The organism is Xanthocytophaga agilis, from assembly GCF_030068605.1.
Classification (GTDB): Bacteria; Bacteroidota; Bacteroidia; order Cytophagales; family 172606-1; genus Xanthocytophaga; species Xanthocytophaga agilis.
The window spans coordinates 581,445-607,830 of the sequence record NZ_JASJOU010000002.1 but is presented as its reverse complement, the minus strand read 5'-3'; the positions used below and the strand labels follow the sequence as shown (position 1 = coordinate 607,830).

The 26,386-nt window shown below is 38.5% G+C and carries 18 protein-coding genes; 16 read left to right on the top strand and 2 right to left on the bottom strand.

Annotated features, from left to right (window positions below; all coding sequences use genetic code 11):
• The first annotated feature begins 2 nt into the window (after nucleotides 1–2).
• From QNI22_RS09295 to rho, 3 genes are all read left to right on the top strand, one after another.
• Nucleotides 3–2,195, top strand: coding sequence for a S9 family peptidase (locus QNI22_RS09295; RefSeq protein ID WP_314510380.1), 2,193 nt, complete (start codon nucleotides 3–5; stop codon nucleotides 2,193–2,195).
• Between the two features lie 338 nt (nucleotides 2,196–2,533).
• Complete coding sequence (locus QNI22_RS09290) at nucleotides 2,534–3,676, top strand: mechanosensitive ion channel family protein (protein WP_314510379.1); 1,143 nt, start codon at nucleotides 2,534–2,536, stop codon at nucleotides 3,674–3,676.
• A 487-nt stretch (nucleotides 3,677–4,163) separates the two neighbouring features.
• Nucleotides 4,164–5,843: a transcription termination factor Rho gene (gene rho, locus QNI22_RS09285; protein WP_314510378.1), complete on the top strand. Its 1,680-nt coding sequence runs from the start codon at nucleotides 4,164–4,166 to the stop codon at nucleotides 5,841–5,843.
• 97 nt (nucleotides 5,844–5,940) lie between these two features.
• Here the strand turns inward: rho and QNI22_RS09280 are convergent, their stop codons facing one another.
• A complete protein-coding gene (locus tag QNI22_RS09280) occupies nucleotides 5,941–6,351 on the bottom strand; it encodes a hypothetical protein (RefSeq protein WP_314510377.1) in 411 nt (136 codons plus the stop codon).
• 577 nt (nucleotides 6,352–6,928) lie between these two features.
• Between QNI22_RS09280 and QNI22_RS09275 the strand changes: the two genes are divergently transcribed.
• The 13 genes from QNI22_RS09275 to QNI22_RS09215 all read left to right on the top strand — a co-directional run bounded on the left by QNI22_RS09275 (nucleotide 6,929) and on the right by QNI22_RS09215 (nucleotide 25,648).
• On the top strand, nucleotides 6,929–7,579 hold the full coding sequence (locus QNI22_RS09275) for an RNA polymerase sigma factor (RefSeq protein WP_314510376.1): 651 nt from the start codon (nucleotides 6,929–6,931) through the stop codon (nucleotides 7,577–7,579).
• Between the two features lie 161 nt (nucleotides 7,580–7,740).
• Nucleotides 7,741–8,745 (top strand): FecR family protein, encoded by a 1,005-nt coding sequence (locus QNI22_RS09270; protein WP_314510375.1) that lies wholly within the window; start codon nucleotides 7,741–7,743, stop codon nucleotides 8,743–8,745.
• Between the two features lie 179 nt (nucleotides 8,746–8,924).
• Nucleotides 8,925–12,377, top strand: coding sequence for a SusC/RagA family TonB-linked outer membrane protein (locus QNI22_RS09265; RefSeq protein ID WP_314510374.1), 3,453 nt, complete (start codon nucleotides 8,925–8,927; stop codon nucleotides 12,375–12,377).
• A gap of 144 nt (nucleotides 12,378–12,521) precedes the next feature.
• On the top strand, nucleotides 12,522–14,012 hold the full coding sequence (locus QNI22_RS09260) for a SusD/RagB family nutrient-binding outer membrane lipoprotein (RefSeq protein ID WP_314510373.1): 1,491 nt from the start codon (nucleotides 12,522–12,524) through the stop codon (nucleotides 14,010–14,012).
• A 332-nt stretch (nucleotides 14,013–14,344) separates the two neighbouring features.
• A complete protein-coding gene (locus QNI22_RS09255) occupies nucleotides 14,345–14,806 on the top strand; it encodes a RidA family protein (protein WP_314510372.1) in 462 nt (153 codons plus the stop codon).
• Between the two features lie 198 nt (nucleotides 14,807–15,004).
• Nucleotides 15,005–16,228: an aminotransferase class V-fold PLP-dependent enzyme gene (locus QNI22_RS09250; RefSeq protein WP_314510371.1), complete on the top strand. Its 1,224-nt coding sequence runs from the start codon at nucleotides 15,005–15,007 to the stop codon at nucleotides 16,226–16,228.
• Between the two features lie 119 nt (nucleotides 16,229–16,347).
• Nucleotides 16,348–17,616 carry an amidohydrolase/deacetylase family metallohydrolase gene (locus QNI22_RS09245; protein ID WP_314510370.1) on the top strand — a complete coding sequence of 423 codons (1,269 nt, stop codon included), beginning with the start codon at nucleotides 16,348–16,350 and terminating at the stop codon, nucleotides 17,614–17,616.
• Between the two features lie 14 nt (nucleotides 17,617–17,630).
• Nucleotides 17,631–18,371, top strand: a complete 741-nt coding sequence (locus tag QNI22_RS09240) for a carbohydrate-binding family 9-like protein (RefSeq protein WP_314510369.1) — start codon at nucleotides 17,631–17,633, stop codon at nucleotides 18,369–18,371.
• 643 nt (nucleotides 18,372–19,014) lie between these two features.
• Nucleotides 19,015–20,277 (top strand): amidohydrolase/deacetylase family metallohydrolase, encoded by a 1,263-nt coding sequence (locus QNI22_RS09235; protein ID WP_314510368.1) that lies wholly within the window; start codon nucleotides 19,015–19,017, stop codon nucleotides 20,275–20,277.
• Nucleotides 20,278–20,434: 157 nt separating this feature from the next.
• Nucleotides 20,435–22,156, top strand: a complete 1,722-nt coding sequence (locus QNI22_RS09230; RefSeq protein ID WP_314510367.1) for a PQQ-dependent sugar dehydrogenase — start codon at nucleotides 20,435–20,437, stop codon at nucleotides 22,154–22,156.
• A gap of 160 nt (nucleotides 22,157–22,316) precedes the next feature.
• On the top strand, nucleotides 22,317–23,465 hold the full coding sequence (locus QNI22_RS09225) for a lactonase family protein (protein ID WP_314510366.1): 1,149 nt from the start codon (nucleotides 22,317–22,319) through the stop codon (nucleotides 23,463–23,465).
• An 86-nt stretch (nucleotides 23,466–23,551) separates the two neighbouring features.
• Nucleotides 23,552–24,472, top strand: coding sequence for an RraA family protein (locus QNI22_RS09220; RefSeq protein WP_314510365.1), 921 nt, complete (start codon nucleotides 23,552–23,554; stop codon nucleotides 24,470–24,472).
• Nucleotides 24,473–24,520: 48 nt separating this feature from the next.
• The gene (locus QNI22_RS09215; protein ID WP_419836223.1) at nucleotides 24,521–25,648 is read left to right on the top strand and encodes a bile acid:sodium symporter family protein; all 1,128 of its coding nucleotides are present in this window, start codon (nucleotides 24,521–24,523) and stop codon (nucleotides 25,646–25,648) included.
• Between the two features lie 67 nt (nucleotides 25,649–25,715).
• Here QNI22_RS09215 and QNI22_RS09210 read toward each other — a convergent pair whose 3' ends face one another.
• A complete protein-coding gene (locus QNI22_RS09210) occupies nucleotides 25,716–26,204 on the bottom strand; it encodes an SMI1/KNR4 family protein (RefSeq protein ID WP_314510364.1) in 489 nt (162 codons plus the stop codon).
• Nucleotides 26,205–26,386 lie beyond the last annotated feature (182 nt).

The window sequence follows — 26,386 nt, the reverse complement described above, 5'->3', positions numbered from 1 at the left end:
AAATGAGAAAACCGTTATTCCTACCCCTTGTTTTACTTATTTTACTTCTGTTTGCTACAGAAAAGTTGCTGGCTCAAAAGGCTCAGCTTACTATTGAAGACATTTTTGCTCGTCCGACCTTTAATCCGAAAGGTGTACAGGGAGTAAACTGGATGAAAAATGGAGGCTTTTATACTTCTCTTGTTCAGGGAGAAGATGGCAAAGCTACTGTTGTAAAATATGATGTAACAACAGGAACTCCTGTGGAAACTTTATTCCAGGCTAATGTATTGGGAAGTCAGGCTAACTCAGTAGATGGGTATGAGTTAAGCCCCAATGAAGACAAGTTACTGATTGCGACAGAAAGAGAATCTATTTATCGTCGCTCCAGCAAAGCTGTTTATTATATATATGATCTGAAAACCAAACAGGTGACAAAACTATCATCTGGTGGCAAACAGTCAAATGCGGCTTTTTCTCCGGATGGCAGCAAGGTGGCATTTACACGGGATAACAACTTGTTCATTGCAGATCTGAAAGCTGGTACAGAAAGCGCTGTGACAACAGATGGAAAGTTTAATCATATCATTAATGGAAGTACAGATTGGGTATATGAAGAAGAATTTGGATTTACTCAGGCGTTTGAGTGGAATGCAGATGGCACAAAGGTCGCTTACTATACATTCAATGAAACTGAAGTGCCTGAATATAACATGCAGGTGTGGGGGAAATTATATCCTGTAGACTATCGATACAAATACCCTAAAGCAGGAGAAAAAAACTCAGTTATTACAATCTCTGTTTTTGATCTGGCAAAAAAATCTGCTGCCAAAATAGATATAGGGACAGAAACTGATATCTATATTCCACGCATCAACTGGACACATAATCCCAATGTTCTTTCAGTGAGACGTATGAATCGTCTGCAGAACAAACTGGATATTCTGCATGCAGACGCTTCTACCGGAAAAACCACCACTATATTAACAGAAACCAGCAATGCTTATGTAGATCTGGAGTTTACAGATCACCTGACTTATCTGGCTGATGGGAAACACTTTATCCACGCCAGTGAACAAAGCGGATTTAAGCATCTGTACCTATATGATATAAATGGAAAACTAATTCGCCAGATCACCAACGGAAACTGGGAAGTATCTAATTTTCTGGGCCTGGATGAGAAGAAAAAGTTAGTATACTTTACTTCTACTGAAGTATCTCCTATGGAACGCCATCTGTATTCTATTTCATTAGATGGAAAAACTAAAAAGAAATTAAGTGTAGCTAAAGGAACACACCGTCCTAACTTTAGTGTAGACTTCTCTTATTATCTGGATTCTTTTTCAGATGCTAACACACCTGCTTCTGTCGGTTTGTATACAGCTCCTACAGGAAAGTTGGTAAAGATGCTGGAAACAAATGAAGTGTTGAAATCCAAATTGCAACAACAGGATTTAACAAAGAAAGAATTTTTTCAGTTTACTACGCCTGATAATGTAACCCTGAATGGTTGGATGATGAAACCTGTCTCATTTGATCCCAATAAGAAGTATCCTGTTTTTATGTTTGTATATGGTGGGCCTGGAAGCCAGCAGGTAACAGATGAGTGGTCATTACAATCTATGTGGTTTCAGTTACTTACGCAAAAAGGATATATTGTAGCGTGTGTAGATAACCGGGGAACTGGTGCCAGAGGAACTGCATTTCGGCAGGTGACATATGCCAATCTGGGAAAATATGAAGTTCAGGATCAGATTGAAGGTGCTAAATATCTGGGAAAACAATCTTATGTAGATGCTGGACGTATTGGTATTCATGGTTGGAGCTATGGGGGATATATGGCAGCTTTATGTATGACAGTAGGAGCAGATTATTTCAAGATGGGGATTAGTGGAGCACCAGTAACTACATGGCGGTTTTATGACAGTATCTATACTGAAAGATATCTGAAACGTCCTCAGGATAATGCTGCTGGTTATGATGATAATTCACCCGTAACACATGCTGGCAAACTAAAAGGAAAGTTTTTGCTGGTACATGGTACAGGTGATGATAATGTGCATTTTCAAAATTCTATCGCTTTGCAACAAGAGTTGATTAATAATGGCAAACAATTTGAAACGTTTGTCTATCCTAATCAGGCACATGGAGTGAGAGGAAAATCTCGTATTCATTTGTATAATTTAATGACAAACTTTATTCTGGAGAATTTGTGATGCTTTTAAAAAGCCATCTGTATCTTTGATTAGTTTGTTATAGAATCTTTTCAGGTATAGGTGGCTTTTATTATGTGTTATCTGAAGTGAATTTTTCCTGTCATATATTTTTAGGTTAGTTGCAACTTTGCTAACTGCAGGAATGTTACCTTTAAATATATGGTAATAATGTAATTCTCTGCTTTTATTTTCTGAAGCTTTCTCAGATATTCCTCTTTATAAGAATAGTTTTGACAAATTATCCGGTAAGGATTAGAAGTAGAAAAATTAATATCATGCTAGGAGTACTATTTCCGAACGTAGAAATCTCCTACCTTTGCCATCTCTACATTGATTGAATGAATCTACAACAATTTCTGAATCAACGCTTGTTTGATAATCGCGTTGAGAATATTCTCTGGTGTGCTGGTATTCTGATTTCATGGCTTTTGCTAAAGAGTATCTTTTCTTTATTATTGAGCCGTGTAATTTATCGTATTATAAAGAAACGTACAGAAAACCTGAGTGTTACAGAGTTTATTGATCTTTTGCGTGCTCCTTTTGAAGCGTTTCTGACACTGGTAGTATTGTATACTGCATTCTCTTTTTTACGTTTTCCATGGTGGTGGAATCTAGCTCCAATTACAAAGTTTGGATTGCGGTTTCTTATTTTAAAAGGATATCAGGTTGGAATTATCATTGTTGTGACCTGGATGGTCATGCGATTTGTGGATTTTTTTACATTGGTAACTTTACATCGTGCAGAACGTACTAAATCACCTATTAAATCACAACTTGCACCTTTTGCTAAGGAGGTTATAAAAGTATTTCTGTTTATTCTGGGGATATTTGTTATTTTGGGTGCCGTATTTAGCCTTGATGTTTCCAGCATTATTGCAGGTTTGGGAATTGGTGGTTTGGCGGTAGCACTAGCAGGAAAAGAAAGTCTGGAAAATTTATTTGCTTCCTTTACTATATTTTTGGACAAACCTTTTGTTGTAGGAGATACAGTGCAGGTAGGTGATATTCAAGGAACTGTTGAAAAAGTAGGTTTTCGTAGCACACGAATTCGAACGCTGGACAAAAGTTTTTTGACTTTGCCTAATAAAATGCTGACTGATCAACCTTTAGACAATTTGACTCAGCGGCGATTTCGTAGGGCACGGTATTTTATAGGATTACCTTATAATACTCCCCCTGAAAAAGTAAAGGCAATTTGCGAGGAGATTCTTCTGGCTATTCTGGAACATCCACTGACACGTACCGAACAAGGACAAGTACGATTTATAGATTTTGGAGAAAGTTCCTTGAATATTCTGATTCTGTATTTTGTAGAGGCTGTGGTTTGGGAGGATTTTAATGCGGTTAAAGAAGAAATTAATTACCGCATTGTAGAAATCGTAAACAAGCATGGGGTTTCTTTTGCTCATCCTACTCGTACCATATTTCTTGAAGTAGATGATAAAAGTAAAGATAGTGTATTTAGAATTATGGAGAAATAATTGGCTTGTTAAAAGTTTGGCATTTTACTTGTGTAGAATTGAATGGACTTCTTTGATTTTGACAACCAGAATGGATTTCCTGATAATAATTTCTCGAAACCTAGTTTAAAAATTAAGAGAATCTTCCTTTACTGGTAGGTTTTAACAAACAGGTCGATTTATACTCTATTATTTAAATAAAAAACTGTAATTTTTTTTTGATGAGTATAGAGTAGTAATAAACAAAATATTATATTTGCACCATCCAATCAAGAAAAAATCATCCCAGGTCTTGTTGTTTTCGTTGCGTTCTGTTCTCAACAAACAGGTAGCGCTGATTGATACGGATCATGTTGATATCTATAATGTAGGCTTCCGTGCCTCTTTTTACATCCATAGTCGCATTTCTTTTGCTATTATTCTAACTTAAATTTCATTTCAACTATCAGAGTCATCCACTTTTTATCCACATTCACAGGAACTACACTCCCCTGTAACTTATTCTTTTATGTACACCATTGATGATTTGAATCTTCGGCTCTTGTCTGAACTGCGTGATATTGCCGAACAATTAGGCGTTGCCAATTACAAAAAATTAGCGAAACAAGATCTTGTTTATAAGATTCTTGATCGTCAGGCTGTTATGCCTGAGATAGAATTTGTTGGTGCTAATCCGGTTATTGAGCCTAAAACAGAAGTAACGCCAGAACCTAAAGCTGCAGAACCTACTCCTGAAAAAGATAACACTCCTCATGAGAGGAAACGTTTGCGGATGAAACGTGAAAACGTAAAGCCTGCTGAAAAAGAACAACCTGTACAAACCAATGGTGTTGCTCATAAAGAGGAGACTTCTGAAGTGTTGATTGCTGAACCTGTAACAGCTACAGAGCTGCTTGAAAAAACTCCGGCCGTTATTGAGAAAAAAGAGCCAAAGCAAGAACCAAAAGAGATAAATGGCAATCGGGAGAACCGTAATCATGAACCTCGCCAGAACCAGAATCCCAATCAGAATCAAAATCAAAACCAGAATCAGAACAATAATAAGAAAAACAGCTTATACAATGTACGAGAGTTTGATGGGTTGATTGAAAATGAGGGGGTACTGGAAATTATGTCTGATGGATATGGATTTTTAAGATCTGCCGATTATAATTATCTGGCTAGTCCTGATGATATTTATGTATCTCCTTCCCAAATCAAACTATTTGGTTTAAAAACCGGTGATAGTATTCGTGGAGCAATTCGTCCTCCGAAAGATGGTGAAAAATATTTTGCCCTTTTACGGGTAGAAACCGTAAATGGAAAAACAACAGAAGAAATTCGTGATCGGATTCCGTTTGAGTATCTGACACCTCTGTTCCCTAATGAACGCCTCAAATTAAGTACTACTCCTACTGAATATTCAACCCGTATCCTTGATCTTTTTTCTCCAATTGGTAAAGGACAACGTGGAATGATTGTGGCACAGCCTAAAACTGGTAAAACTGTATTATTGAAGCAGATCGCCAATGCTATTGCGCAAAACCATCCGGAAGTATATCTGATTGTCTTGTTGATTGACGAACGTCCGGAAGAGGTTACCGATATGGCACGTAGTGTAAAAGGGGAAGTAATATCTTCTACTTTTGATGAACAGGCTGAACGCCACGTGAAAGTATCCAGTATCGTTTTGGAAAAAGCGAAACGTATGGTAGAGTGTGGACATGATGTAGTAATCCTGCTTGACTCTATTACTCGTCTGGCACGTGCATACAACACAGTAGTTCCTTCTTCTGGTAAAATCCTATCTGGTGGTGTGGATGCAAATGCTCTACATAAGCCTAAACGTTTCTTTGGTGCTGCCCGTAACGTTGAAAATGGTGGTTCACTGACTATTATTGCAACTGCCTTGATCGAAACAGGCTCTCGTATGGATGAGGTAATCTTCGAAGAATTCAAGGGTACGGGTAACATGGAGTTGCAACTGGACCGTAAATTGTCTAACAAACGTGTATTCCCTGCTATTGATGTTCCAGCTTCAGGTACTCGTCGTGAAGATCTATTAATGACAGAAGAAGAGTTGGGCAAAATTTGGATACTGCGGAAGCATATGTCAGATATGAACTCTAGTGAAGCAATGGAATTCCTGCTGGATCGAATGAAAGGTACCCGTAACAACGAAGAGTTCCTAATTTCAATGAATCGATAAGAATAAATATATTGATACCTTACAAAAACAAAGGCCTCGGAAACTTCCGAGGCCTTTGTTTTTGTAAGGTTGTAGATTCCTTCTTTTCTTAGTTCCTTTAATGCTGAGGCTTTTGGACCATCGACCAGATTATATTTCCTAAGAATAGGGCTTGTCCTACAAAAAATAACAAATAGCTTTCTTTATTAATCAGGAAAAGAAAATTGATAAGGGCATTTTCTTGAATAGAAGCTAGAGGTCCAACAACTAATAGCAAATAGACAGGGATAAAAGTGAAAATAGCATGACAAATAGTTAATAATCTGTTAACCTTTCTATTGGCTCTAAAAAACAACCAGTAAATCAATGCTATTAATACAAGAATACCCACGATGTTCAATGGAAACGTAGAAAATGCGGGTACAATCATAGTTCGCCAGCCAATAGATATAAGCCAGGTGAAGTTTGGAATGAACATCGAAATAATCAAGGGTATGATGCCCAGACCAAATAATAAATGACCTTTCATGTGTAAAGATTTTTCTATAGATATAATTATTGCAAGATAGTATATATCTGTATGCTGCAACTACTTTGTGTAGTTATCACCATGAGGATTTTTTACTTTCCATTGAATGCCTTCTTTCTTTCTCTTTACTACAGAATCAGGATAGACTTAGCATCCACAATTTGTTTTTAGATCTGTAGTAATAAGCTCCAACCTGATTAATGGAATATAGCTTTTTTATGAAAATGTATATATGTCTGATTTAAAGAAACTTGTATCTATATAGTGTGGCCTTAGTCTAAATTTATTCAGATGTGATATTGTATTGATAAAAAATATTTTTAAATATTGTGATATCAGAATAATATTTTACGCAAAATGATGTATTTAGAATAATATTTCTAAATTTACTTTTTAGAATGAGAGTAGATTCGGCGAAAGAGTAATATTGGATTTATACTAGATGCCACATGACATCTAGCAAGTAAATGGGAGATGAATTGGGAAGATAAAAACCGGATTAGTCTTCGTTTTTTAAAGAATATGTGATGTGTCTTTTATGCTTTTAATATTTCATTCATACTAGTCTGATAAAGTCATGCATCTTTTAAGCAACCATGATCTTAAACAGGAAGAGAGTTCGATTTCTGCAAGCTACTTACAGAATGGAAATACATCTGTGGAGTACAAATTGTGGAATGATTTTAGAGATGGTGATATGGAAGCCTATGCAATACTATATAGGCAAAACTTCTTCAGTATGTATCAGTATGGTAAAAAAATATGTGACAATTCGGAGTTGGTAAAGGATACCATACAGGATGTTTTTATCAAGATATGGAATAACCGGGAAAATTTATCTCAAACCACATCTATACGTTACTACTTACTTACAGCATTAAAGCGTAAATTGCTTGATACACTTAAATCAGCTCAGATGCGGACGGAAGTGAAAGGTGAGTGGTCTGAAAGTGAGTTACAGCTAGCAACAGATAGTGAAGATGAAAATGCTACTGAACAAAGAGAGAAGGTACTAAATGCTATAAATAGACTTTCGGATCATCAGCAACGATTACTCCAGCTAAAATTTTATAAAAATCTGTCTAATCAGGAGATTGCTGATGAGCTTGGAATAACTATTCAATCTGTCTATAATTCTGTTTTTAAAACATTAAAAAATCTTCGTCAGCAACTTTCTTTATCTGATATCATCTGGGTTATAGTAGTATCAATCCTTACTATAAAGTAATCGATTGTTTTGTGACTGAAAAAGTTCAAACGTAGCCTCCTCAAATATCCTTCTTTAAAAAAATATTTCTTTTTTTGCACAGTATAAAATCATCTTAGTAAAAAATGAGAAAATCAGGTTAGATAATTCATGATGACTCGTTTAGTAGAAAAGCCAGATAAGTGAAATATCTATACTATACCTCAGAAGATTTTGCCCTTGACGAACAATTCCAGCAATGGGTTCTGAATCCAGATGCTGATACAAATCAGTTCTGGGAAGAGTGGCTTGCTACAAATCCTCAGAAGCAAAAAGAAGTCAACGATGCGATAGAATTGATAAAATTGGCCGGGTTATCGGAAGATCATACGGCAAATACTTATTATCTGGAAGTCTGGCATCAGTTAAAGCGAAATAACGAACAAAATTCAAGACTAAGTCTGCCTGTATGGAAATATGCGGCTGCCTGTATAGGAATCGGTATGTTGATAGTAGCTGGTTTGTGGTGGAAATATTCAATATCACCTGAAAAAGATGAGCTAATAACATATAAAACAGGGTATGGACAAACAAAGAGTATTCAGTTGCCTGATGGTTCCAGAATTACTTTAAATACCAATTCGAAAGTGTATTTGTATGGTCATCATTGGAAGAGGCAATCAGAACGCATTGTGTATATTGATGGGGAGGCTTTTTTTGAAGTTGTGCATACTCCTGATCACAAACGTTTTATAGTAAATACTCCTCATAAATTAAATATAGAAGTACTAGGTACTAAATTCAATGTGAATGCCAGACGAAACCAGGCTGAAGTCTATTTACAATCTGGAAAAGTAAAACTCACTTCAAACACTGAAAATCTTTTGCTAGCACCAGGGCAGATGGCCGAATACAATTTGTCTGATAAGCAAATAACAGTACATTCTGTGGATGGCAAAGCGTGTACTGCCTGGCAAAACCACTTTTTTGTCTTTGATGATGAACCATTGAGTAAAGTTGCAGAAACCATAGAAGATTATTTTGGTGTGAAAGTAAGAATTGCAGACCAATCACTGGCTCAGCAAAAAATTACAGCAAGAATTCCTCAGGGAAACATTGAGGTTTTATTGGATGTACTTAGTGCAATGCTTAAAATAACAGTAACCAGGAAAAATACAGAGATCATATTGCATCAGAAACAGGTTTAAATCTCATCCTCAGAATTGAGAGGTATATAAGCAGAAACTCTTATAGAAAAGTTTATTGAGATTATTTTAATTAGTGTATTAAATGCGTATCTGTTGGATATCAGTGTGTACAATAAGTTTTCTAATGAAAGCTACTGTGGGTTCTAAGTAAATATAAAATCCAAACCATTCCGATCCTTATGAATAAAACTCCACCAAATAGGGTAAGAGTTTTTGTATTTCTATGGCTCTGTTTGTCATTACTTTCTAAAGTGACAGCCCGGGATCTAGCATTTTCAGATACGTTTGGCAAACAACAAAGTATACACAGGACTGTTCAACCACAATCTCTGATACGTATTCTACAGGATTTGGAAGAAATATATCATGTTAACTTTGCCTATCAGAAAAAGAATCTTGAAGGAAAATTTGCTGAAATAAATCTGGCTTCCTGTACAAATCTGGATCGTTGTCTCGATCAGCTTCTTCATCCTTTAAAACTGACATACAAAAAGGTCAACAATGTGTATGTAATCCAGGAGATGGAAAAGGCAACAGCATCATCACATAGCAGGGTTCAGAAAAAAGAAAATACAGCTATTGCTACAACGATTCAAGGTATAGTGAGAGATAATCAGAATGAATTACTTCCAGGAGTTAGTGTGATAGTTAAAGGTACTGATTTAGGTACCATAACAAGTATAGATGGTAAATATTCCATAGCTGTACCTGCTGAAGATAGTGTACTGGTATTTTCATTTGTTGGGTACACGACAGAAGAGATTATTGTAGGTTCCCGTACTACAGTTGATGTCAATCTTTTTGAAGATGTAAAGTCATTGGGAGAGGTGGTTGTGACCGCATTGGGTATTCCGCGTCAAAAACGTTCGTTAACATATGCTACACAGGAAGTAACGTTAGAGGAAATAAATGAAGTACGTGATCCTAACTTTGCCAATACATTACAGGGAAAGGTAGCAGGTTTGATGGTAACGTCTTCTGGTTCAGGTGTGGGTGGCGCGACACGCATTATATTGCGTGGAAATCGTTCTATCCAAGGTTCAAATGATGCGTTATATGTGATTGATGGAATACCTATTGATAATTCTACTCCCGGAGGAGCTGTTACCAGTGACTTTGGTGGAACAAATGGAATAAATGGAGCATCAACTATTAACCTGGATGATATTGAAACCATAACAGTTCTGAGGGGAGCTTCTGCGGCTGCATTGTATGGAAGCCGTGCTGCAAATGGTGTTATCCTGATTACAACTAAAAAAGGGAAGGATGGCAAGGTTGCTGTAGATCTTAATTCAGTAACTACTGTTGAGTCTGTTTTTACACTGCCTAAATTGCAGAATACATATGGACAAGGTACTGCTGGTACTTTTGTGGGAAACGGAGCTTCCAGCTGGGGGCCCACAATGAAAGGACAAATAGTAACCGACTGGACTGGAAATGAGGCTAGGTTAACACCACAAACAGATAATGTAAAAGACTTTTTTCGCAATGCCGTCTCATTAAGTAACTCAGTAGGTGTAACAGCAGGTTCAGAGAAGATAAATACCTATATTTCTTATTCTAATAACGCCGCTAGGGGAATTATTCCCAACAATAATCTGCAACGTCATATACTTAATTTACGATTGGGCTCACAGATTACAAAGAAATTATCTACAGATGCTAAGATCACTTACACTAACCAGAAAATAGATCATGTGGTAATAACCGGAGAACAGAATGCTCCGGTTATTGACATTTATAAAATACCCCGAAGCATTCTTCTGAATGATATAAAGAACTATTCTGTACTAAATGATAAAGGCATTGCAAAACCCCATTACTGGACAACTTCTTCTATTTATAGCAATCCTTACTGGATGACAAATGACTACAACCACAATGAGACACGAAATCGTATTAATGGATTTATTCTGGTAAAATATCAATTAACAGATTGGTTAACTATTCAGGGACGTGCTGGTCGGGATAATTATACAGATCGTATTGAAACCATTGGACCTGCCAATACAACAATATGGGCTACTTCTGATGGAGGTGCATATAGCCTTAACTATACATCCGTCTATGAAAACTGGTATGATCTGATGGTGACTGGGAATAATCGATTGAACGAAAATCTTAGATTAAATTATACACTAGGTGGTATTGTCAATACACAAGGGTATGAGATAAATAGCAACACCGCCAATGGCCTTAATATTCCAAACCGGTTTAATTTAGCTTTTGCAACAGCCATTGTAACAGATCAAGATTATTCTAAGCGACAAACACAATCTTTATTTGCTACAGGACAATTAGCATTTAAAGATTATTTATTCCTCGATTTCAGTGGACGTAACGATTGGCAATCCACTTTACCAGCTCCCTATTCCTTTTTTTATCCATCTGTTGGGTTAACAGGTGTAATTTCAGACATAGTAAAGTTACCAGACGTATTTTCGTTTCTGAAAGGACGTATTTCCTATGCTCAGGTTGGGAATGGGGCTAACCCATATATGTTAAAGAATATCTATGAATATAGTCAGGGTGGCGCTATTGGACAGGGATTCATCAGCCGTAGTACAACCAAAGCAATTCCTGATCTGAAACCTGAAATTACGGAAAATATTGAAATGGGCATTGAAGCTCAGTTTTGGAATAACAGAGTAGGAGTTAATGCAACCTATTACAAAACAAACTCAATCAATCAGTTGCTGACATTAAGTCTTCCAGTTCCCTCCGGTTATGAAAGTCAGTATATAAATGCAGGTAATATTCAAAATAAAGGGTTGGAAATAGTTCTAAATGCTACACCTGTTAAAAAATCAAATGGCTTTACCTGGGATATCGCATTGAATTATGCCCGAAATATAAACACTATTTTGTCACTATCTCAGAAAGTGAAAAAGTCATATCTGGGCGGAACTGTCATACGATCTGCTATTGCTGTTGCTGCTGAGGGTGGCCATTATGGTGATTTGGAGGGATATACCTGGCAAAGAACTACAGATGGACGGTTTGTAGTAGATGCATCCGGAAAACCTGTTGGAAATACCTCTGCTGGTCAGGTATTGGGTAATTATAATCCAAAGTTCATGGCTGGTTTAACAAATACCCTTACCTATAAAAATGTTTCTCTTCGGGTTCTTATTGATGGAAGATATGGCGGCATTATGGTTTCCGGCTCAGACCAAAACCTGGCCTATGATGGAAATAGTGACTATACCACCAAATATAGAGAGGGTGGCTTGGTATTGAATGCTGTTGTAGCAAATGCAGATGGTACCTACTCTGAAAATACAAAGGATATTAATGCTGAAATTTTCTGGACTACAGTTTCTACTGGTCGCTATGCCTGGGGAGAATTCTTTACCTATGATGCTACAAACTTTCGTGTAAGAGAGTTGGCTTTGGGATATGAGTTTAAAGTAGGTAAAGGTTTTCTGAAAGCTGCTAAACTTTCCTTCATAACCCGTAACTTGTTCTTTATCTATCGAGGTAGTTCTATTTTGGATATTCCTGGCATTGGCAAACGTAAAATGTGGTTTGATCCGGAGATGAATCTGGGGAACGGCAATTTGCAGGGGATAGAATATGGCAACCTGCCATCTACACGTAGCTTTGGTTTAAATCTGAAGTTGTCAATTTAAATTGAGAGAACTCTTCCAATTTGTCTTGTCTGAATTAGTATGAGAGATGTAATAACTAAGAGAATTCGCAAATGTGGAATATCACTTCTATCTAGACTTATCTTGTTCCTTGGGATGTTAAGCTGTACAGGTAATTTTGATAAAATGAATACAAGCAAGACAGGGTTGTCTGAAGTAGGAATACGTGAAATAGGCTTCTTGTTATCAAAAGCACAGTCTGCTGCATCATACACAGGTATAAATTATCAAACCGCACAAAATCTGTTTGCAGATTTATATGCTCAATATTTTGCTACTACCGCAACCTATTTTAATTCAGATAGATATGTTATACGCCAGGATTGGATTACTACACAATGGTCACAGGTATATGTGGGTACGGTTCCTCAATTGTTGTCTATTATGGCGAATACAGACTCTACTTCTGCCGAACATGCCATTGCAAAGATTTGGTGGGTGTGGACTTTTCATCGTACCACGGATTATTATGGACCAATCCCATATTTTAGCGCTGGACACGGTACAGAGTCTGTCCCTTATGACGCACAGGATAAGATATATAATGATTTCTTTAAGAAACTGGATGAGGCACTGGCCGTTTTAATAACCGTTACCAGTGAGGCTTCTACCTATGGGCCCTATGATCTGATTTATCATGGGGATATTAGCAAATGGATCAAGTTTGGTAATACGCTTAAGCTACGATTGGCTATGCGGGTTTCAAAGGTTGAACCAAAACTTGCCAGGCAAAAAGCAGAAGAAGCCGTAGCTGCAGGAGTAATGGAAACTGCAGGAACATACAGTGTTCCACAGGATGATGCCTATATGGATAAGCCCAACCTGAACGGAGATGCCAATGGATTAGCGTATATATCCAGTTGGGGAGAGTTTCGAATGAGTGCAGCTATGGAATCTGTGTTGAAAGGATATGATGATCCGCGTATAGGGAAGTATTATTCTCCATCTGTAAAAACAGGTACTTATGAAGGATTACGTAATGGGTATAGCAGCACGGAATTGTCTACTTTATCTGGTAACAGTGCTGATGACAATTCCAACTCCGGGCCTTTGTTGAACGGTGATAATTTTACCAATACTGCAGCTTTAACTCGTCCGCAGAATATCATGCATAGCGCTGAGGCATACTTCATTCGTGCAGAAGGTGCTTTACTTGGCTGGAATATGGGTGGAACTGCACAGGAGTTATATGGGAAAGGAATTCGTGCTTCATTAATTCAATGGGGTATCACAGATGAAAATTCCATAGCTTCATATATCAACAGTTCTAATACCCCTATCGCACCAGATGATGCTGTTCATTCTGCTGCACTATCCAATACACCTATTAAGTGGGCAAGTGACAAAACAACACAATTGATACAGATTGCCATCCAGAAATGGGTGGCTCTATATCCAGATGGGGTGGAGGCATGGGCTGATTTGCGTCGCTCAGATCAATTGAAGCTCTATGACCGTATAAATTCAGATAATGCCGATTTACCAGCAAATGTTTTGATTAAACGTCTGCCTTTCCTGACAAGTGATGCACAAAGTAATGGCGCCGCTGTAGAAGCAGCCAAAAGTTTACTGGATGGAAGTGACTCGCCTGGTACACCTCTTTGGTGGGATAAATAAATTAAGTGTACATACTTAATAAGACAGAGAGAATAATGTGTATATGCTCATTCTGTTCCTTATTTACTATCTATAAAGTCGAGATCTGTATATGTTTAAGGAAGATGAATAGTAGCCTAGAGTAGTCTTATGAAATACAGGTAAAAGATCTGGCATCTAAGCTTGTTAGGTGAAAATCATAAATAAGTAAGAAAAAATTTAAAGCAAAAGGTTAGATTCTGGCAGGAGTGTCGTTTTGTGAAGTGAAAGCCTTTTTGGAGTAAGTATTTATTTGAGCAATTATCATAACCACATATCAATTTAACATCTTTCACTTTATCTGCTTTTCCACCATGACAACACAAAGACGATCTATCCTGAAAAGAATCATTGGCTCAGTGGCCGGCATTGCAGGAGTTGGTCTAACGGCTAAGGCATCTGTAAAAGAAGTCTCACCAGAAAAAGAAGTAAACAATGTAACCATGTATGATGATGTGCCATTGTTCTCTGGTTCAACTAAATTTGGCAATCTGGTATTTATAGCAGGGAAAGGTGCTCACTTTGAAGGTGATATTAAAGCACATACTGATCACGTACTGAAAGAACTTGAGGCAGAATTGAAGAAAGCTGGCTCTTCTATGGAAAAAGTGTTGAAAGTAAGTGTGTTTCTGCATGATCTGAATGATTATAAAGCCATGAACGAAGTTTTCAAAGGCCGTTTTGGCAATAAGCCTCCAGTCCGTACTACTGTTGCAGTATATGGTGGCGTTCCGGGTGATTCATTGGTAGAAATGGATTGCATTGCCTATATCTAAACTGATAATACCCTCATTGAAAAATAAACTGTCTGCTTTACATCTAGCAAATGTAATTGCGGTGTCTATTGTGTAAGTAAACCGCATCCTATGGATGCGGCTTTTCTTCTCTTGTAGCCTTAACATCTCTCATTTTGTATATCTTTCTTATATCTGCCTGACAGCCATCTCCTGGCAAAAGGTACAAATCCGTCGTTTATGTTATCAAGAAGAAAACTTCTTCAGCGTTTGTCCAGCTTTCCATTATTAGGTGGAATGTTTGGGAGCACTATTCCATTTGTCTCTACACAAGCTGCTACAGCAGTCGTAAAGCGGGATCTATTTAAAGAGTTGGGTGTGCGTACCTTTATTAATGCAGCCGGAACACTGACATATATGACAGGCTCACTGATGCAGGAAGAGGTTTTACAAACTATTCAATATGCCGCTCAGGAGTTTTGTCTGTTGGATGAGTTACAGGATAAAGTAGGAGAACGCATTGCGAAACTGGTACATTCGGAAGCCGCTGTGGTTACATCTGGAGCTTTTTCAGCCCTCACATTAGGACTGGCAGGAGTGTTGACAGGAACAGATCAGAAAAAAGTAGAACAACTGCCTCATCTGGAGTATACAGGAATGAAGTCAGAGGTGATTGTTCAAAAAGGCCATGATATTGTGTATCTGCACTCGCTGATGAATACAGGTTGTAAGATTGTATTTGTGGAAACTGTTGAAGATGTAGAAAAAGCGATTAATGAACGTACGGCACTGATGTGGTTCCTGCATATTCAGTCTGATAAAGGGAAAATACAACACGAAGAATGGGTAGCACTTGGCAAAAAGCACAATATTCCTACTGCGATAGATATTGCTGCTGATGTACCTCCTGTTGAGAACTTATGGAAGTTCAATGATATGGGCTTCAGCTTTGTAGCTGTATCGGGTGGTAAGGCCATGCGTGGTCCTCAAAGTGCTGGTATTTTGATGGGCAAGAAAGAAATCATCGCTGCTGCCCGAATGCATATGCCTCCGCGTGGGTTTAATATAGGCCGGGGAATGAAGGTCAATAAAGAAGAGATTCTGGGAATGTATGTAGCACTGGAAAACTTTATTAAACAGGATTTTAGTAAGTTATGGAAAACCTGGGAGGATGGGGTTGCACATATCCAGAATACAGTAAAGCCTATTGCTGGAATTACTACTGAAGTAACTGTAAATCCTCTGGGTAACCATACGCCAAGTTTAAAAATAGAATGGGATACCAACAAGATAAAAATGGCTGGCAAAGATCTTCAGGAGAAACTACGTTTTGGCAATCCCTCTATCGAAATAGGAGGAAGTGGTCCTAGTCACATTAACCTGACCGTTTGGATGATGAAACCTGGACAGGAGAAAGTTGTCGCGACCCGGATTAAAGAAGAACTGACAAAAGCTTCTGCATAATACATATTCTGAAACTTAGTCACACAGAATAGATTCCATTAAAATTTACCTCACAATTCTGTTACATCAGCTACCTTTCTATAAAGTCTGATGTAACAGCCTTTGCCCTATTTCTGTCCATGCGGATACAATTACAGTTTTTGATTCTTCTGGCTTGCTTATGGGCTGGAAATGTTCATGCACAGACGTATAGTCTGCTGATCAAAGGAGGTCATGTTATAGATCCCAAAAATGGTATCAATGGGGTAATGGATGTTGCTATTAACGCTGATACTATCGCTAAGGTTGCTAAGAGCATACCAGAAAAGCAAGCCCGTCAAGTAGTACAAGCCAAAGGTATGTATGTGACGCCTGGGCTTATTGATATTCATACACACAATTTTTTTGGTACTGAGAAAGGACGGTATCTGAGCAATAGTTTTGATGCATTACCACCAGATGGATTTACGTTTCGGGTAGGTGTAACAACTATTGTCGATGCAGGATGTGCAGGTTGGAAGACATTTCCAACATTTAAAGATCAAACGATTGATCATTCACAGACGCGGGTACTTGCATTGCTGAATATAGTAGGAGAAGGCATGAGAGGCGGAGCTTATGAACAGAACACACAGGATATGGATGCCAAGATGACAGCAAGTGTGGCACGTCAGTATCGGCAATATGTAGTAGGTATAAAAGTAGCACATTATATAGGTGCAGAATGGACGCCGGTAGATCGTGCGGTAGAGGCAGGAAAAATAGCCAACATTCCTGTTATGGTTGATTTTGGTAGTAGCACACCTCCTTTGCCGATTGAAGAATTATTTATGAAACACTTACGTCCTGGTGATATCTTTACTCATTGCTTTGCACGTTTAGGGAGTCGTGAACCTATTGTGGATTTGACTACTAATCAGGTGAAGCCATTTGTATGGGAAGCACAGAAAAAAGGAATCATCTTCGATGTAGGGTATGGGGGGATCAGTTTTTCGTATGCACAGTCTATACCTGCTTTGAAAAGTGGTTTTTTCCCAAATACAATTAGCACAGATATTCACACAGCAAGTATGAATCATTCGATGAAAGATATGCTTAATGTGATGTCGAAGTTTTTGAATATGGGTATGGACCTGCCATCTGTGATCAAAGCTAGTACATGGGCGTCGGCTCAAGCGATCAAACGTGAAGAACTCGGACATCTTTCGCAGGGTGCTGTGGCTGATGTAGCTGTTTTTTCTATGAGAGAAGGTGATTTTGGTTTCTTTGATTATACAGGTTACAAAATAAATGGAAAATATAAAATGGAATGCGAGCTGACGGTTCGGGCAGGTAAAGTAGTCTATGACCTGAATGGGATTGCCGTTCAGGCAGAATCTGGTTCCGGACAATCTACAACTAAACACTAAAATTCAACTGAGAGATGCGCTTCTTTTTTCTCGCTTCGTTTTTTGGATTGTTACATGTGTTTTCCTCTGACGTTTTTGCTTTTGTAGATGATTCTACAAAGACTGTTATCCGAAAAACCAGTGATTTTACTATTACTGGAGATGGAAAATCTAAAAGCTGGGAAAAAACGGAATGGATAAAGATTCCTGTGCTGGAATCTGCAGGTGATTCTTCTTCCACATTGGTAAAACTCTTGTATTCAGATACAGGATTGTATTTTCTCTTTCAATGCCAGGATCAAAAGCTAACCGCAACCATAGAAAAGGATTTTGGAGCCTTGTTTAATGAGGATGTCGTTGAAGTTTTTCTGTGGCCAGATCCTTCTGTTCCTATCTATTTTGAATATGAACTTTCACCTCTTAATTATGAACTACCACTTCTTATACCCAATATAAACGGAAGACTGAATGGTTGGCTACCTGCGTTTTATGAGAGGAAACAAAGGACACAACATGCAACTACTATCCAAGGTGGTACACGAAAATCGCTGGCAAGTGTTACCGGATGGACTGCCGAATTCTTTATTCCTTATCGTTTATTGAGTCCTCTTGTTTCTGCTTCTCCAAAATCAGGAGATCACTGGAGGGGAAATCTTTATCGGATTGATTATGATAAGGTATATACAACATGGACCTGGTCAAAAGTGAGTGTTTACCCAAATAGAAAGGCTAGCTTTCATGAGTACCAGAAATTTGGTACATGGATCTTTGAATAAAACGAATTGCAATGCTTTAGCGCCCAATGTCCTTCAACCACTATCAGCGTACATTTCTGTAATGTAGACATTCTAAATATTTTCTTAATCAAACTCTCATCGATAGGTGTCATCCTATTGATCGTGAGAGGTATTGCTGTATATTTTATGAACTATAATAGAATATATAGGAGTCTAAGTGAATAAAATACAAAAAAAGATTAGAAATACAGAGTAGATCCTTCCTGGCAGGTCGTTTAGATAGTAAAGTCTGCCAGATTATCTTCTCCGAGATAAAGCAATCTGATGCATTCCTCTTATTGGAGAAATAACATAGTTGAATGGATTGTTGGAGTTGGCTTAGACTCATTGCATTGCCTCTACATCTGACTAAAATATAGAAATTCAATGAACCACTGTTCCATCTTACAACAGTTAATGGTATTCCTATGTTAAATCGAAGAAAACTACTGAAACAATTATCCTCCCTACCATTTGTAGGATACCTAATGGGGTGTTCCAACTTTATACTGGGTAAAGACACAATCCTGCTAATGCAGAAACTCTCCTCTATAGAGATTATTTTACAGAATCTGGTGTACATATACAACCAGAGGTATAGAAGTATCTTATTTTTTGATTCTTATCCTGTCATTTGTTAATCATGAGGAAAGTTCTATCTCTTTTTTTGTGTCTGTGTATAGGCATTGTTACACTTCATGCACAGACATATAGTCTGCTGATCAAAGGAGGTCATGTTATAGATCCCAAAAATGGTATCAATGGGGTAATGGATGTTGCTATTAACGCTGATACTATCGCTAAGGTTGCTAAGAGCATACCAGAAAAGCAAGCCCGTCAAGTAGTACAAGCCAAAGGTATGTATGTGACGCCCGGACTTATTGATATTCATGGACATGTGTTCTTTGGTACTGAGCCTGACCATTATCTGAGCAACGGATTTGTAGCTGTGCCGCCAGACGGATTTACGTTTCGGGTAGGTGTAACAACCATTGTCGATGCTGGCGGTGCAGGCTGGAAATCTTTTCCAACCTTTAAAAATAATGTTATCGATCATTCACAAACCCGGGTTTTGTCTCTATTAAACATAGTAGGGGAAGGTATGCGTGGTGGTCCCTATGAGCAGAATACACAGGATATGGATGCCAAGATGACGGCTTTGGTCGCACGAGGCAATAAAAATTATGTGGTAGGTATAAAAGTAGCCCATTTTAGTGGTCCGGAATGGACGCCGGTAGATCGTGCGGTAGAGGCAGGAAAAATAGCCAATATTCCTGTTATGATTGACTTTGGCGGGAGTGTACCTCCTTTGCCGATTGAGGAACTGTTTATGAAACACCTACGTCCTGGAGATATTTACACTCATACCTATGCTTTACTAAATGGTCGCGAATCGGTAGTAGACGAAACAACAAAAAAGGTAAAGCCATTTGTATGGGAAGCACAAAAGAGAGGGATTATTTTTGATGTAGGGTATGGTGGCACAAGTTTTAATTATTCTCAGGCTATACCTGCTTTGAAAAGCGGATTTTTCCCAAATACCATCAGCACCGATCTGCATACCGGAAGCATGAATGGCTCGATGAAAGACCAGCTTAGTGTAATGTCGAAGTTTTTGAATATGGGTATGGACCTGCCATCTGTGATCAAAGCTAGTACATGGGCATCAGCTCAAGCGATCAAACGTGAAGAACTCGGACATCTTTCGCAGGGTGCTGTGGCTGATGTAGCTGTTTTTTCTATGAGAGAAGGTGATTTTGGTTTCTTTGACAAAACAGGCTATAAAGTGACAGGTAAACAAAAGCTAGAGTGTGAACTGACCATCCGGGCAGGCAAAGTAGTCTATGACCTGAATGGGATTACAGATCCAATAGTTTTACCCTCGGCTCCTCCTGCTAAGCATTAGTGTCTCTTTACAAAATTCATATCTACTATACACAATCACCCTAACCTTTTAATTACCCTCTCATCCTGATATGAAATTCTTTACTATGAATAACTATTTATTCTGTTCCTGGCCATCTGTTTTTTTTCATAGATGGAGTGTGTGTGCACTTATTATTATGCTAAGCATAATCACGGCATGTACTGACAAACAATCCTTACCTGAAGGCGACCCTGATAATGGCGGGCTTTTTCTTCCACAAAACTTTGAAGCTGTGGTGGTGGTAGATAGTCTGGATGGTAAAGCCCGGCAACTGGCAGTAAGTGACAATGGCGATGTGTATGTAAAAGCCCGATATGGCGGAAAAGATAGTTCGGTTATCGCTTTACGGGATACCAATCAGGATGGAAAAGCAGATGTGATAAAACTCTTTGGTGGATCAGGGCGTGAGAGAGGATATGGAACAGCTATGCGTGTATACAATGGCTATTTATATTTTACCTCTGAACTGACTGTTTTCCGTTATAAGCTGACTCCCGGCAAACTCGTTCCGGAAGGTGCTCAGGAAGTCATTCTGGAAGATGATCATCCACATGGAATGCATGAGCACATTGCCAAACCAATAACGTTTGATAATAATGGACATATGTATGTGCCTTTTGGGGCGCCATCCAATTCCTGTCAGGAGAGTAATCGTACTCCAGGATCACCTGGTATTTATCCTTGTCCGTTGTTGGAAGATCATGGTGGTGTGTGGCAGTTTGATGCTAATAAGGTAGGACAAACCCAGAAAGATGGAGTGAAGTATGCAACAGGTTTACGCAGTGTTGTTGCCATGGATTGGAATACAGATGATAATAATTTGTATCTGGTACAACATGGACGAGATGATCTGTTGCGTTTGTGGTCTGAAAAATACTCACCTTGGGAAAGTGCTGTACTTCCGGCAGAAGAATTTTTCCGTGTCCAAAAGGGAATGGATGGTGGATGGCCTTATTTCTACTATGATCAGATAAAAAAGAAGAAAGTGATCAACCCTGAGTATGCAGGTCATCAGGATTTAGTAGCCAAAGGTGATAGTCTGGAACAACCACTTATAGGCTTTCCTGGACACTGGGCACCCAATGATTTGTTTTTCTATACCGGCAATCAATTTCCGGAACATTATAAGAAAGGCGCTTTCATTGCTTTTCATGGTTCTACTAACCGGGCTCCTTATCCTCAATCTGGTTATTTTATAGCTTTTGTTCCATTTGAAAATGGAAAGCCTAGTGGGGAGTGGGAAGTCTTTGCAGATGGCTTTGCCAAAGTTGATCCTATCGTTAATGTAAGTGATGCTATTTACCGGCCTATGGGTATAGCTATGGGACCAGATGGTTCCTTATATATATCAGAAACGGAAAAGGGTAAGGTATGGCGTATTATGTACAAAGGCGATAAACAAAATTTTGGCAAGGAACAGTTGGCCTCTATGGAAAAACGAAAACTTGTATCTTCTATCCGTACGCCTGATCAACAGAAAGATATTATAAAAGCAAGTGGGCTGATAGTGGCTGGTCAAAAAGTATTTGACACCTATTGTATTGCATGTCATCAGCAAAATGGACGTGGAGATTCACAACGTTTTCCTCCATTGGGTGGATCAGAATGGGTAGTTGGAGATAAGGAAAGATTGATCAAAGTATTGCTTAATGGACTGGAAGGCCCTATTGAAGTAAAGGGTAAACCCTATAATAATCTGATGCCTCAGCATAGTTTTCTAAGTAATGAGGATGCTGCCAATGTATTGACTTTTATCAGAAAGAATTTTGGAAATAAGGCTAGTGCCATTACCCCAGAAGAGGTAAATAAGGTGCGTAAGACAGCTGGCAAAGGAGCTGTTGCCACCAGTGAAAACTGATAAAATAATCTATACCTGCTGGATCTCTGTATATGTACTATACAGAGATCCATTTATTCACATAAAGAGACTAACACCAGACAGTTTCCATAAACGAATCAGAGGGAAATTGTTTTTTCCGGCTATTTTTGATTTTCTGATTCAAATTTTACTAGTTTTTATGAAAAGAATAGTATTTGTAACTCTTTGCCTGCTGGCAAACCTATGTAGCATTGCTCAATCTGCATCTTCTAAGGAGATTCTCTATATAGGCACTTTTGCCGATCGGGGGAGTAAGGGTATTTATGTCTTAAACTTTGACCGGGCGAATGGTAAAATATCCGAACTACAAACAGTGGGTGATGGAGCAGGTCCGTCTTTTCTGGCTATTCATCCTAACAAAAAGTTCTTGTATGCTATTTATGGGAAAGGTGTAGAGACTAAAAGCAAGAATGGAAGTGTAATTGCCTATCAGATCAATTCTGCTACTGGGAAACTGACAAAGTTAGGTAATGAACAACCATCAGAAGGCAGCGATCCCTGTCATGTTAGTATAGATCCTAAAGGTCGATTTATTTATGTTTCCAATTATGGCACAGGGAGCTTGTCTGTTTATCCTATCCAGAAAGATGGAAGTGTTGGTAAAGTTGCAGATGTTATACAACATCAGGGAAAAAGTGTGAATCCTGCCAGACAACAAGGGCCACATATGCATTCTATTATACCATCTCCCGATGGCAAATGGATTTATGCTACTGATCTGGGATTAGATAAGATTATGATTTATGCAGTGAATCCTACCACAGGTAAGTTATCCCCAGCATCAAAACCTTTTGCTGCAAGTGTACCTGGTGCAGGACCTCGTCACCTGGCTATTCATCCCAATGGTAATTTTGCCTATTCCGCTGAAGAATTGTCTTCAAAAGTCGCTGTATATAAGGTGGATAAAGCAACAGGTGGCCTTACTCCTGTAGAGCAGGTAACCATGTTACCTGAAAACTTTACAGAGAAAAGTTATGCAGCGGATATCCATTTCTCACCTGATGGCAAATTTTTATATGCTTCCAATCGTGGTCATAATAGTCTGGCAATTTACAAAGTAGATCCTCAAACCGGAAAGCTGACTGTAGTAGGTCATGAGGCTACACATGGAGGACATCCAAGAAATTTCTGTGTAGATGCAAAAGGCGAATTGGTATTTGTTACCAATCGTGATAATGATAATGTAGTTGTTTTCAAACGAGATAAAGCTACTGGCAAGCTTACCTATACAGGATGGGAAACCAAGGTTCCTATGGCTGTATGTGTACAACAACTGTTTTTGAAATAAAAAAACATTTTCAGAGTGATCTATAAAAATATCATTCTGCTTCTCAATATCTATACTTACCTGACTCTACCAATTAATCAGAACACATGTTACAAAAAGTCCTCGCCACAATACTTTTATTATACTGTGTATATGGCGCTTCTGCTCAGACAATCACACGTGATGAATTAATCTATCTGACTTCCGAATGGAAGGGTGAACGCTTTTCGGATGGTCGCCCCAAAATACCCGATGATCTGATAGAAAGGGCCAAAAAGGTTGGAATTGAAGAAGCCTGGCAGGTATTGAATAATGAAGGATACACATGTCAGTTTGAAAGAAACTGGAAGATGGTGCATGATGATGTCCCTGTAGTTGGGCGTGCATTAACAGCTATGTTTATGCCTAGTCGCCCAGATGTGGAGAAAAAAATCAAGGAGAGAGGACAGAAGCAGGGACGTGTTGGCAATACCAATGCCTGGCCTATTGACATGCTGACTCCAGGTGATGTGTATGTAGCAGATTGTTTTGGGAAAATCGCTGAAGGAACATTGATCGGAGACAACCTGGGAAACTCAATTTATGCCAAATCTCACAATGGTGTCATCTTTGATGGGGCTGCACGGGATTTACAAGGGTTAGCTCAGATTAAAGGATTCAATGCCTTTGTACGGGACTTTGATCCTTCCTATTTAAAAGATGTAGTATTGATGGGGCTTAATACTCCTATCCGAATTGGAGGCGCCATTGTACTACCTGGCGATCTGGTTATTTCAGAGCGGGAAGGGGTATTATTTATTCCTGCACATATGGCTGAGAAAGTAATCTCTACTGCTGAGTTCATTGGTCTGCGGGATAAATTTGGTCATGAGATGTTGAAGACAGGAAAATACAGTACAGGTCAGATTGATAATGAATGGACTGATAAAATTAAAGAGGATTTCCTAAAGTGGCTGGACCAACATCCTGGAGAACTGAAAATGACTCGAGCTCAACTCGATGAGTTTATGAAAAAACGTACTTGGTAACTTCACCTGAGAAAAACACACACCTGTTTATTTAAGAATTTTTAATCTATGGTTTCTACTGCTGGACAAAAGTATCGGAATATAATTGCTTGGAGTATAGCTGGAATCAGCTTTCTGACCACCTTGGTTATGATAGTAATGGGGAGGTTAGCAGAGGCTGGTCCTGTTGTTATTATACTCTTTGCTGCCTTGGGTATTGCCTTTCGGGGATATGATGTGTTGAAAGGGTTTGCCTATACCCTGATGATTTTTGCTGCTGTTACAACAGCTTTGTATTATCCGCAATACTTTATTAAAGTAAATAATTTTACGCTTACAGCTTTAATCACTCCATTGATTCAGATTATCATGTTTGGAATGGGAACGGAGATGGGAGTAAAGGATTTTGCCAGTGTTGCTAAGATGCCCAAAGCTGTAATCAGTGGTTTGTTGGGACACTTTACATTAATGCCTCTGCTGGGATTTACATTAGCAAAGGTTTTTGGCTTTCCGCCTGAAATTGCCGCGGGTGTGGTATTGATTGGAAGTATGCCTTGCGGTATGGCTTCCAATGTGATGTCGTATCTGGCAAAAGCAAACTTAGCCTTGTCCATTACATTAACAGCTATTGCAACGTTATTGGCTCCCTTTCTGACACCTATGTGGATGAAAATACTGGGTGGTGAATTCATTGAGGTTGATGCACTGGCTATGATGTGGGATATCATCAAGATGGTAATACTACCTATTGGTGCCGGATTGTTATTTAATAAACTGCTCAAAGGAAAGCTGGAGTGGCTGGATAAACTAATGCCACTGGTATCTATGCTGGGTATTGCCTTTATCATTGTGATCATCACCGCTTCTGGTAGAAACAACTTATTGCAGATTGGACCTGCACTGATCGCCTGTACATTGATTCACAATACGAGCGGATATTTTCTGGGATACTGGCTGGGACGCGCCTTCAAATTGAGTGAACGTGATTGCCGTACAATTGCCATTGAAGTAGGTATGCAAAATGGAGGGCTGGCTTCTGGGTTGGCGAAAGAAATGGGAAAGACTGCAACCTTGGGCTTAGCACCAGCTGTTTTTGGTCCGGTTATGAATATTACAGGTTCAATTCTGGCATCTTATTGGCATAGAAGGCCTCCGCAGGAGAAAGATACAGATGAGAAGGAGATTGTAACGGCTTGATTAACTATTCCATAACGACTACATGTTACTTGATAATGACTTGTAGTTGTTATGGAATGATTGAGTTTCATATAATCCATTTTGTTTCTTCTTGCAGAGTAAGTAGCTGTTTTCGAAGTTCAGAGGAATCTGTAAATACTAGTTGCTTACAGAATTCGTTTAATGAAGCTGCCTGATAGGTTAGTCCGTAATCCCAATCATAAATATAGATTTTTCCTCTATTATAAACATTCCAACCAATTCCTATTATACCAGGTCCTAAAAGACTAGCAAATGGGATAATTTTGCTTTCGCAAAAAGTTGAATCATCACTTAAATTGTTGAAGGTTGTTTCGATTTCTTCCACACTCATGATTGACTTAATACTACTGGTTTGAAAAGTGGTATTTCCTATAAGTCTGTAAAAGGAGTTAACTTCCAGGTCTCCTCCATTATGGAAAAGTAGAAGATTCTGTAATTCAATAGGTATTTCTGACCTAATAACAACTGCTAAACGTTGTAGGTCTGTTTGTGTAATACTTTTTCCTTTAGTGATTAATTCTAAGCCAAAATTCATTGCTATTTGTCGTGCTTTACATTGAGTGATTTAGTTTTTTGATTTTCATTTATAAACGAGAAGTAGTTATTATACAATTTATTACATTATTGAGCTATTATTATTGATGTGAAGAAACACGATTTGTTACTTCTGACAATATACTAACAGTTGCTAATGAGTGTAATAGGTAATAATACTCC